The sequence below is a fragment of the Streptomyces sp. NPDC086519 genome, from assembly GCF_040686075.1.
GTDB lineage: Bacteria > Actinomycetota > Actinomycetes > Streptomycetales > Streptomycetaceae > Streptomyces > Streptomyces shenzhenensis.
In genome coordinates this window covers 39,713-50,750 of sequence record NZ_JBFBJL010000065.1, presented here as the reverse complement: position 1 = coordinate 50,750, position 11,038 = coordinate 39,713, and the positions used below count along the sequence as shown (strand labels likewise).

Below are 11,038 nucleotides of genomic sequence, written 5' to 3'. Positions count from 1 at the left end.
GGCCGGGGAACGACAGCAGAGCGTCGATCATGTCGTTCTGGAGCGGGGTGCCGTCCTTCCAGCCGGCGAAGCTGTTGCCGCCGTACTTCGACTAGAGGCCGGGGTGGACCGGGCTCCCGCCCGGTCCGTGCCGCGGTTCTCGCTCAGCCCATGTCGAAGACCGCCGGGTCCGGGCCGATGCGCCGGTCCTCGTTGAGCGCGCTGATCGCCGCGAGGTCCTCGGTGTCCAGGCTGAAGTCGAACACCTCGATGTTCTCCTTGATCCGGGACGGCGTCACCGACTTCGGGATCACCACGTTGCCCAGCTGGATGTGCCAGCGGAGCACGACCTGGGCCGGGGTGCGGTTGTGCTTCTGCGCGATGGCGACGATCGCCGGCACTTCCAGCAGCCCCTTGCCCTGGCCGAGCGGCGACCAGGCCTCGGTGGCGATCCCCTGCTCCTCGTGGAGCTCCCGGGACGCGTGCTGCTGCAGATACGGGTGCAGCTCGATCTGGTTGACCGCCGGGATGACCGAGGTCTCCGCGATCAGCCGCTCCAGGTGCTCCGGCAGGAAGTTCGAGACGCCGATCGCCCGGACACGGCCGTCGGCGTGCAGCTTCTCGAACGCTTTGTACGAGTCGATGTACTTGCCCCGGGCCGGCAGCGGCCAGTGGATGAGGTACAGGTCCAGGTAGTCCAGGCCCAGTTTCGCCAGCGACGCGTCGAAGGCGCGCAGGGTGGCGTCGTACCCGTGGTCGGCGTTCCAGAGCTTGGTGGTGACGAAGATGTCCTCGCGCGGCACGCCGGACGCGGCGATCGCCTTGCCGGTGCCTTCTTCGTTGCCGTAGATCGCCGCTGTGTCGATGCTGCGGTACCCGGCCTCCAGCGCCGTGGCGACGGCCCGCTCGGCCTCGTCGTCCGGCACCTGCCACACGCCGAAGCCCAGTTGGGGCATCTCGACGCCGTTGTTGAGGATTTTCGGGGGGACCTTGCTGCTCACGAGCTCTCGATCCTTAGGTTGTCGACAAGTGGTACTCCCATCGTCAACGATCACCGGGCCCGACGCATTCCTGACCGCGGAATCTGGCGGAACTGGCCGGTGGGTCAGCCGCCGCGGGCGGAGATTGGCCGGAAATGCATCCGACGTTATGGGTCCGGACCATTGACCGCGGCCCGTCTCTGCCGAGACTCTTGTGCGCATCGTCGGACCTATCACTGAACCCGGTACAGGGATGTGAACGTCCTTGTGGGTTTTCCGATCGATCCCTGTGAGAGGAGACCCCTCTCTCTGCACTCTGAGTTCCCCCCAACCTCAGGAAAGCAGGTATCCGCCCCATGAACGAGACGACCTCCGAGGACCGTCAGCCGGAGCCCGCCGCCCCGCAGACATCGGATGAAAACGTCTGGCGAAGCCCTGGTTACCAGGTCGTGGAGACCGCCCTGGAAGTGACCGGCTACGCCCTCGGCGACCGCTGATCCGTCCTGGGTGAGCCATCATGACCGTCATCGCCGTCCACGCCGGGACGGCCGCCGACCCCTGGCCGGTTCCGGAGTTCACCGAACGGCTGCGCGCCGTCACCGCCGACTGCTATCACGACCGGCACCCCTTCAACCAGCGCATGCACCGGGGTGAGTTGACCCCGGCCGAACTGCGCTGCTGGATCACCAACCGCTTCCACTACCAGCGCCACATCCCCGTCAAGGACGCCCTGATCCTCGCCAAACTCGACCGGCCGGCACTGCGCCGTCCATGGCTGCGGCGCATCCGCGACCACGACGGCACCGCCGAGGGCGAGGGCGGCATCGAGCGCTGGCTGCACCTCGGCGAGGCCGCCGGGGTCCCCCGCGAACAGCTGTGGGACAGCTCCCGGGTGCTGCCCGGGGTGCGCTTCGCGGTCGAGGGGTACGTCACCTTCTGCCGGCTGCGCCCTGCCCTGGACGCGGTCGCCGCCTCCCTCACCGAACTGTCCGCTCCCGGTCTCATGCGCACCCGCATCACCGCCTTCGAACGCCACTACCCGTGGATCGACCCGGCCGGCCTCGGCTACTTCCGCACCCGCGTCGACCAGGGCGCCCGGGACGGCGCGGAGGCCCTCGCGCTGGTCCAGGCCTGGGCCCGCACCCGCGAGGAGCAGCAGCGCGCCGTGGCCGCGCTCGCCTACAAGTGCGAGGTGCTGTGGGCACTGCTCGACGCCGTCGACCGCGGGGACACCGGTGGCTGGGGCGACGCCCGGGACGGCGGGGGGCCATGACCTGGCGGCCCGCCCTCGCCCGCACGGTCGTACTGCGCCACGACCGGGTCCGCGGCACCGACCTGTTGCTGCTGCCCGAGCGCGTGGTCGTGCTGCACGGCCGGGCGGGCGGGGTGCTCCGGCTGTGCGACGGCAGCCGGGCGGTCCCGGAGATCGTCGCCGAACTGGCCGAGGCGTTCCCGGGCGCCCCGGTCGCGGCCGAGGTCCCGGAGTTCCTGACGGCGTTACGGAAGGAGGGATGGCTGCGATGACGACCCCGGAGCCGGGCAGGCCGGCGCCGCCCTGGGCGCTGCTCGCCGAACTCACCCACGCCTGTCCGCTGCGCTGCGGCTACTGCTCGAATCCTGTCCGACTGATCGGTCGGTCAGCGGAGCTGGAGACCGGGCAGTGGGGCGAGGTGTTCCGGCAGGCCGGTGAACTGGGCGTCGTCCAGACCCACCTGTCCGGTGGCGAGCCGCTGCTCAGACGCGATCTGACCCAGTTGGTCGGCGCCGCCGACACCGCCGGCCTGCACACCCAGCTCGTCACCAGCGGGCTCGGGCTGAGCGAGCGGCGGCTGGCAGAGCTGGTCGGCGCCGGGCTGCGCGGTGTGCAGCTTTCCGTGCAGCACGCGGAGCCGACCGCCGCCGAACGCATCGCCGGCGCCCGCTCGTTCGCGGCCAAGGAGCGCGCGGCCCGGCTGATCCGGGCGGCGGGCCTGCCCTTCGGCCTGAACGTTGTCCTGCACCGGGGCAACCTGAACGCCGTCGAGGACCTGATCGCGCTCGGTGTGGCCTGGGGCGCGGACCGGATCGAGCTGGCAAACACCCAGTACCACGGCTGGGCGGCCCGCAACCGCGCCGCGCTGCTGCCGCTGCCCGGCCAGGTCGAGCGGGCCCGCGAGGCGGTCCTGCGCTGGCGCCGGCGCCTGGACGAACCGGAGCTGGTCTGGGTCGCCCCCGACCTCCTCACCGGCACGGCGAAACCCTGCATGGGCGGCTGGGGCCGGATCTCGCTCACCGTCACCCCCGACGGCACCGTCCTGCCCTGCCCGGCCGCGGCCACCCTGCCCGGCCTCGACCCGCCCCATGTCAGGGACCGTGGACTGGCCTGGATCTGGGCGGAGTCGAAGGCGTTCAACGCCTACCGGGGCGAGTCCTGGATGCGCGAGCCCTGCCGTGGCTGCGCCCTGCGCACCACCGACTTCGGCGGCTGCCGCTGCCAGGCGTACGCGCTCACCGGAGACGCCCGCAACACCGACCCGGCCTGCCGCCACGCCCCCGCCCACCACCTCGTACCCCGGCGCCGGACCTCCGAGGCCGCCGCCCCCAGAGAAGCCCTTGCAGAAGGAGGACCATGAAACGCCTGCGAGTCGCCCTCGCGGCCGTCGCCCTCACCGCCGCCCCCCTGGTCGCGCTCCCTGCGGCCGTCCCCCCGCCCGCCCTCGCCGCGGCCGCCGCCCCGGCCAGGCCGGCCGCGGCCACCGACTGGTCCACCGCGGTCGTCGACTCCACCATGGCCCGCTACACCCCGAGCACCATCGGCGGCTGGTCCTACCCGGTCGGCCTCTACCTCTACGGCCAGTACCTCACCTACCGGCGCACCCACGACCCCCGCTACCTCACCTACATCAAGAACTACGTCGACCGGTTCGTGAAGAGCGACGGCTCCATCGACCAGTCCTTCAACAGCCTGGACAGCATGCAGGCGGGCCGGCTCCTGGTGATCCTGCACCACGAGACGGGCCAGGACCGCTACCGCAAGGCGGCCAAGAAGATCCGCGACCGTCTGAACACCTACCCGCGCACGAGCGATGGCGGCTTCTGGCACGCCGACACCAGCAGCCGCGCCCATCAACTCTGGGCGGACGGCGTATACATGGTGAACCCGTTCCTCGTCGAGTACGGCAAGGAGTTCGGCGACAGCGCCTACACCGACGACGAGGCGGCGAAGCAGCTGTACGTCTACGGCAGTCATCTGCAGGTCGCGAACGGACTGCTCAAGCACGCCTACGACGAGTCGAAGACCGCCAGTTGGGCCGATCCGCAGACCGGCCTCGCCCCCGAGCACTGGTGCCGGGCCGTCGGCTGGTACTCGATGGCGATCGTCAATGTCCTGGACGCCATTCCGGCGAACCAGGCCCGGCGTCCCCAACTCCTCACCATCTTCCGCAAGCTGGCCGCCGGTCTGGAGAAGTACCAGGACCCGGCGACCGGGCGCTGGTTCCAGGTGATGGACAAGGGAAACCGGTCCGACGACTGGACCGAGACCTCCTGCTCCAGCATGTTCACCTACGCCCTCTCCCGCGGCGTCCAGCAGGGCTACCTCGACCCGCACTACGCCGCCGTCGCGCACCGCGGCTACCAGGGCGTGCTGGCGGAGCTCTCGGTCGGCTCCGACGGCCGCACCAACCTCGCCGACATCTCCGTCGGCACCAACGTCGGCGACTACGCCTACTACATCGCACGTGACCGGGCCACCAACGACTTCCACGGTCTGGGCGCCTTCCTGATCATGAACGAACAACTGCGAGGGGACTAATGTCATGAGCACGTCCAGAAGGGCACTGCTGGGCGCGGCGGCCGCGGGCGCGGCCGGAGCGGCGCTGGGACTGCCCGCCACCGCCCACGCCGCGTCCTGGCAGCAGAAGTGGGCCCCCTCCGCGAGCAGCGACGGTCTCGGCGCCTTCGAGACGGTCGAGGACGACCGCGCCGACTCGCACCCCGCCGGGCATCCGCACATCTTCGCCACCGGCAGCAACTGGCGCTTCAACATGCACATGGTGGACCGGGACACCTCGACCGACCGGCAGCGCCAGGAGGTCACGGGGCTGCGCACGAGCGCCGGCAGCTACCTCAAGTGGAACGAGGGCCAGACCTGGCGGATCACCTACTCGATGTACATCCCGAGCTCGCTGAAGGCGACCACCACCTTCACCCACATCATGCAGATGAAGCAGCCCGGCAGCGGCACGTCCCCGATCGTCACGCAGTCGCTGCGCCGGGTGAACGGCAAGCAGACCATCGAGCTGAACCTCGCCACCGACGGGATCATCGTCGGCCGCACCGACCTCGATCCGCTGCACGGCAACTGGACCGACGTCGACTTCCAGATCAAGGTCGGCAACGGCTCGGCGGGCTCCGTCCGCTGGATCCTCAAGTCCGGCGGCTCGACGGTGATCGACAAGTCGAAGACCGGCGTCGACACCTTCCTCGCCGACCGGGTGCGCCCGAAGTGGGGCATCTACCGCTCGCTCGGTGACACCTCCGGCTCCCTGCAGGACACCTACCTCCTGCTCACCAACCTCCGCGGCTACCAACTGGTGTGAGGAGACGCCGCATGAAACCCCCCACCGGTCCGGGCCGCCGAGCGGCGGCCGTCATCCTCTTCGTGGTGGCCGTGGTCCTCGGCCTCACCCACCCCGCGGCCCTGGCCGCCCCGCACACCGCCGCCCGTGCCGCCGCCGTCTACGACGTGCGCGACTACGGCGCCAAGGGCGACGGTTCCACCAACGACAGCCCTGCCATCGACAAGGCGATCACGGCCGCGAACGCGGCCGGCGGCGGCACCGTCCGCTTCACCGCCGGCACCTACAAGTCCAAGAACACCCTCCACATGAAGAGCCATGTGACGCTCCAGCTCGACAAGGGCGCCACCCTTCAGGGCTCCAGCGCGGACACCTACGACAAGGCCGAGTCCAACCCGTACGACTCCTACCAGGACTACGGCCACAGCCACTTCCACGACGCGATGATCTACGGCGACAAGCTCACCGACATCGGCTTCGTCGGCCAGGGCGTCATCGACGGCGCGGGCAACCTGATCACCGGCAACCCGAAGACCGGCGAGGCCGACAAGATCATCTCGCTGACCCGGTGCGACGGCCTGCGGATCGGCGACGGCCTCACCCTGCGCCGCGGCGGCCACTTCGCGGCTCTCATCAACGGCTGCACCAACGTGACCTCCGACCACCTGACCATCGACACCGCGAGCGACCGCGACGGCTGGAACGTCATCTCCACCACCAACGCGACGATCACCAACGCCACCATCCACGCCAACGACGACGCCCTGGTCTTCAAGAGCGACTACGCGCTCGGCGCCAAGCTGCCCAACGGGCATGTGCGGGTGAGCGATTCGCTGCTCGGGGCCAAGTGCTGCAACGCCCTGATGTTCGGCTCCGAGACCTGCGGCGACTTCTCGGACTACCAGTTCGAGAACATCCGCATCGACGGCGCCGACAAGTCCGGTCTCGGCATGGTCTCCATGGACGGCTCGAAGATCTCCGACGTCCACTACCGCGACATCACGATGACGAACGTGCACTCGCCGATCATGGAGAAGATCGGCACCCGCAAACGCTGCGGCAACAGCCCGGGTGTCGGATCGATCAGTGATGTCACGTACGACAACATCACCGCCACCGGCAACAGCCCCTCCTTCAGCCCGACCCTGTGGGGCGAGTCCGGGCACCGCATCAACGGCGTGACCTTCACCGACGTCAACATCACGGTCCCCGGCGGCAACGGCACCATGTCCACGGGCGTGCCGAGCAACGACTCGACCGACTACAACCCGAAGAGCATCGGCACCCGGCCCGCCTACGGCTGGTACCTGCACAACGCCGACAACGTCCAGTTCACCGACAGCTCGGTCAAGTTCGCCTCGAACGACGGCCGGCCCGCGTTCGTCGCCAACGCGGCGAGCGGCATCCGGCTCACCCGGTTCACCGCGCAGAAGGGCAGCAACTCGCCCTTCGACGTGGGCTTCCAGGACGTCACCGGCGGCTGCCTGACGGACAGCCACAACACCTCCGGCGGCGCCCTGCGGGTCTCGGGAGGCCAGGGCTGCGGCAGTAGCGCGGCAGTGAAGCCGCTCGACCTGGAGAACCCCCGCCAGGACTTCCTCCGCGCCTCCGTCGGCGGCCTGTTCCTGCACTGGGGCCTGCGCACCGCACCGGCCCACACCAGCTGCAGCGCCTGGGAGAACGACGTCACCAACGGCGGCTGGACCCCCGACTACTGGGTGAAGGAGGCCCAGAAACTGCACACGCAGTACCTGGTCCTCGCCACCTTCCACAGCCGGCTGGGCTACGCCCGCCCCTGGCCCTCCAAGATCCCCGGCTCCTGCTCCACCAAGCGGGACTTCCTCGGGGAGCTGATCACCGCCGCCAAGGCCAAGGGCATGAAGGTCATCCTCTACATGACCAACGACCCGCAGTGGCACGACGAGGGCGGCCACGAGTGGCTCGACTCGGCCGCGTACTCCGCCTACAAGGGCAAGAACGTCGACCTGACCACCAACGACGGCTTCGGACAGTTCAGTTACGACAACTTCTTCGAGGTCATGGACCGCTATCCGGACCTCGGGGGCTTCTGGATCGACAACGACAACTCCTACTGGGAGAGCCACAACCTCTACCAGCAGATCTACGACAAGCGCCCGAACTACACGCTCAGCAACAACAACGAAGACACGCCGATCATGGACATGATCAGTAATGAGCAGAAGACGGGCATGACGCCGTCCTACGACTACCCCCAGGCCGTCTACACCGCCCAGCCCCGCCTGACCGAGGCCGACTTCAAGCTGCCCTCGACCGGCGCCTGGTGGTACGACGGCTCCGACCCGTCCGTCGACAAGATGCTGACCCTCGGCCGCCTCGTCACCAACGTCGGCTCCTCGGTGAAGGCCCTGATGGCCGAGACCGCCCAGGTCAACGGGAAGTTCCCATCGAACCAGGCCGCCTTCAACAACTTCGCCGATTCCTACCTCGACCCCATCTGGGAGTCGTTGCACGGCACCGAGGGCGGCGGCTACATGTACGGCGGCCTCAAGCCCGGCGCCTGGAACGACGGCGCGTACGGCGTGACGACCATCGCCAAGGACGACGCGAACCGGCAGTACATCCACGTCCTGACCCCGCCCAGCACCAGCGCGCTGCGCGTGCGGGACAACGGCTACCGCATCGCCTCCGTCACCAACCTCCGCACGGGAGCGGCCGTTTCGTGGTCGCAGTCCGGCGGCGTGCTCACCCTGAACGGGCTCGGTAACTGGGACCCGTACGACACGGTCTTCAAGGTCACGACGGCCGGCCGCCAGGGCATCCTCACCGGCGTCAAGGTCAGCGCGAGCGCCTCCGCGAGCGGGCACGCCGCGTCGGCGGCCGGTGACGGCGACTACCTCACCTACTGGGACAACAACAAGACGCTGCCGGTGAACCTCACCTTCGACCTCGGCTCGGCCAAGAAGGTGCAGTACATCGGGCTCAACCAGCGCGAGGACTCCGTGGCCTACGCCCGCTCGGACACCGAGCAGTCCGCGCGGATCAAGGACTACAAGGTGTACGTCAGCAACGACGGCACCAACTGGGGGAGCGCGGTCAAGACCGGCCAGCTGCCCAGTCGCCGGGGCATCCAGGGCATCGACCTGACCGCGGCCAACGCCCGCTACGTCCGGCTCGAGGTCGACACCACCTGGGCCGCCTCCAGCGACACCACCCGCTACAAGCGACTGCGGGTCGACGAGGCGTGGATCGGCACGTCGTACGCCACACCCGCGAACGGGGGACAGTCATGATCCGGGTCAGATCGCTCACGGCCGCGGCGGCCGGCCTGCTGCTCGCCGCGGCGGTGCCGCTCGTGGGCACCGCCCACCCGGCGGCCGCCTCCGACAACGGCCAGTCCGCACGGCCCGCCATGGGCTGGTCCAGCTGGAGCTTCGTGCGCCGCACGCCGACCGAGGCGAAGATCAAGGCGCAGGCCGACGCGCTGGTCTCCAGCGGCCTGAAGGACCACGGCTTCGTCTACGTCAACCTCGACGACTTCTGGCAGAAGTGCGACTCCAACGGCTTCTCCGTGGACGGCTACGGCCGCTGGGCCGTCGACACCAGCAAGTTCCCGGACGGCATCAAAGGGGTGGCCGACTACGTCCACTCCAAGGGCCTGAAGTTCGGCTTCTACGTCACCCCCGGCATCGCGAAGAACGCCGTCACCAAGAACACGCCGATCGAGGGCACCTCGTACCACGCGAAGGACATCGCGGACACGTCCACGACCGAGAAGAACTACAACTGCAAGAACATGTATGCCATCGACTACTCCAAGCCGGGCGCGCAGGACTTCGTCGACTCCTGGGCCAAGCAGTTCGCGTCCTGGGGTGTCGACTACCTGAAGATCGACGGGGTGGGCAGCGCCGACATCCCCGACGTCCAGGCCTGGGACAAGGCGCTGCGGGCCAGCGGACGGCCCATCAACTTCGCCCTGTCCAACAACCTGCCGATCGCCGACGCCGCCACCTGGCGGAAACTGGCGAACAGCTGGCGCACCCAGGGTGACGTCGAGTGCTACTGCGGGCCGGGGAGCAACGGCAGCGGCTATCCGCTGACCGACTGGTCCCACGTCTCCAAGCGCTTCGACTCGGCCGCCTCCTGGCAGCCGTACGCCGGCCCCGGCGGCTGGAACGACCTGGACTCGCTGGAGATCGGCAACGGCGACCAGGTGGGCCTGACGGCGGACCAGCGCCGTTCGCACTTCACGCTCTGGTCGATGGCGGCGGCCCCGCTGCTGCTGGGCACCGACCTCACCCAGCTCGACCCCGTCGACAAGGCCATGCTGACCAACGACCGGCTGATCGGCGTCGACCAGGACGGGGTCGCCGCGAAGCGGATCGTGAGCAGCAGTGCGAAGCAGGTCTGGAGCAAGAAGGAGAGCGACGGGCAGTACGTCGTGGCCCTGTTCAACACCGGTACCTCGGGCAACGCGACGGTGAGCGTGAACTGGTCGCAGGTCGGCTTCAGCGGCTCGGGCGACGTGACCGACCTCTGGTCCGGATCCCACAAGGGCGTGGTCGCCGACTCCTACAGCGCGACCCTGCGTCCGGGCGAGACCAGGCTCATCCGGGTCAAGCCCGTCAACTCCCTGAAGGCGGCGGCGGCTTCGCCGGGATTCGCCGTGGCCCCCTACGAGTACCTTGGCTGGGGCAGCCCCCAGAACCCGACCTCCGTGATGTCCGCGACCGGCGTCAAGTGGTTCACGCTCGCCTTCGTCCTCTCCGACGGCACCTGCAACCCGAAGTGGGACGGCTCCCGCCCGCTGACCGGAGGCAGCGACCAGTCCACCATCAACGCGATCAGAGCGGCGGGCGGTGACGTCGTCGTCTCCGTCGGCGGCTGGAGCGGGAACAAGCTCGGCGAGAAGTGCTCCAGCGCCTCCGCGCTCGCCGGCGCCTACCAGAAGGTGATCAACGCCTACAAGCTGAAGGCGCTCGACATCGACATCGAGAACACCGAGTGGTCCAACGCGACCGTGCGGCAGCGAGTCGTCGACGCGCTGAAGACCGTGAAGGCGAACAACCCGGGTCTGAAGACCGTCATCACCTTCGGCACCACCTCCAGCGGCCCCGACTCCACCGGCACCGACATGATCAAGCGGGCCGCGAACTCCGGTCTGGCGAACGACGTCTGGTGCATCATGCCGTTCGACTTCGGCGGCGGCACCACCAATATGGGCAGCCTCACCACCAAGGCCAGGGAAGGCCTCAAAGCGCAGGTGAAGTCGGCGTACGGCTACAGCGACGCCACCGCCTACACGCACATCGGGCTGTCGTCGATGAACGGCAAGACCGACGACTCCGGTGAGCGGGTCAGGGTGGCCGACTTCAAGACCATGCTCGCCTACGCCCAGCAGCACCACATCGGGCGGCTCACCTACTGGGCCGTCAACCGCGACCGGGCCTGCGGCTCGGGCACTGACGGCGACGCCTGCAGTGGCGTGACGCAGCAGCCGTACGACTACCTCAAGGTCTTCACCCAGTACACGGGCTGAGG

At 68.9% G+C, this 11,038-nt stretch carries 9 protein-coding genes; 8 read left to right on the top strand and 1 reads right to left on the bottom strand.

Annotated features, from left to right (window positions below; all coding sequences use genetic code 11):
- Positions 1 to 143 precede the first annotated feature (143 nt).
- On the bottom strand, positions 144 to 980 hold the full coding sequence (locus tag AB0P24_RS39125; RefSeq protein ID WP_365802623.1) for an aldo/keto reductase: 837 nt from the start codon (positions 978 to 980) through the stop codon (positions 144 to 146).
- A gap of 335 nt (positions 981 to 1,315) precedes the next feature.
- Here AB0P24_RS39125 and AB0P24_RS39120 point away from each other — a divergent pair, with 335 nt between their 5' ends.
- Genes AB0P24_RS39120 through AB0P24_RS39085 form a run of 8 tightly spaced genes read left to right on the top strand, consistent with a single transcriptional unit; the run spans position 1,316 to position 11,036 of the window.
- Positions 1,316 to 1,456, top strand: a complete 141-nt coding sequence (locus AB0P24_RS39120; RefSeq protein WP_365802621.1) for a pyrroloquinoline quinone precursor peptide PqqA — start codon at positions 1,316 to 1,318, stop codon at positions 1,454 to 1,456.
- A 20-nt stretch (positions 1,457 to 1,476) separates the two neighbouring features.
- Positions 1,477 to 2,232: a pyrroloquinoline-quinone synthase PqqC gene (gene pqqC / locus AB0P24_RS39115; RefSeq protein WP_365802619.1), complete on the top strand. Its 756-nt coding sequence runs from the start codon at positions 1,477 to 1,479 to the stop codon at positions 2,230 to 2,232.
- Positions 2,229 to 2,483, top strand: a complete 255-nt coding sequence (gene pqqD, locus AB0P24_RS39110; RefSeq protein WP_365802617.1) for a pyrroloquinoline quinone biosynthesis peptide chaperone PqqD — start codon at positions 2,229 to 2,231, stop codon at positions 2,481 to 2,483. Before pqqC ends, pqqD begins: the two co-directional genes overlap by 4 nt.
- Complete coding sequence (gene pqqE, locus AB0P24_RS39105; RefSeq protein WP_365802615.1) at positions 2,480 to 3,571, top strand: pyrroloquinoline quinone biosynthesis protein PqqE; 1,092 nt, start codon at positions 2,480 to 2,482, stop codon at positions 3,569 to 3,571. The genes pqqD and pqqE overlap by 4 nt, the downstream gene beginning before the upstream one ends.
- Complete coding sequence (locus AB0P24_RS39100; RefSeq protein WP_365802613.1) at positions 3,568 to 4,752, top strand: glycoside hydrolase family 88 protein; 1,185 nt, start codon at positions 3,568 to 3,570, stop codon at positions 4,750 to 4,752. Before pqqE ends, AB0P24_RS39100 begins: the two co-directional genes overlap by 4 nt.
- 4 nt (positions 4,753 to 4,756) lie before the next feature.
- Positions 4,757 to 5,539 (top strand): heparin lyase I family protein, encoded by a 783-nt coding sequence (locus AB0P24_RS39095; protein WP_365802611.1) that lies wholly within the window; start codon positions 4,757 to 4,759, stop codon positions 5,537 to 5,539.
- An 11-nt stretch (positions 5,540 to 5,550) separates the two neighbouring features.
- Positions 5,551 to 8,790, top strand: coding sequence for a glycosyl hydrolase family 28 protein (locus AB0P24_RS39090; protein ID WP_365802609.1), 3,240 nt, complete (start codon positions 5,551 to 5,553; stop codon positions 8,788 to 8,790).
- Positions 8,787 to 11,036 (top strand): alpha-galactosidase, encoded by a 2,250-nt coding sequence (locus AB0P24_RS39085; protein ID WP_365802607.1) that lies wholly within the window; start codon positions 8,787 to 8,789, stop codon positions 11,034 to 11,036. The genes AB0P24_RS39090 and AB0P24_RS39085 overlap by 4 nt, the downstream gene beginning before the upstream one ends.
- The last annotated feature ends 2 nt before the right edge of the window (positions 11,037 to 11,038 follow it).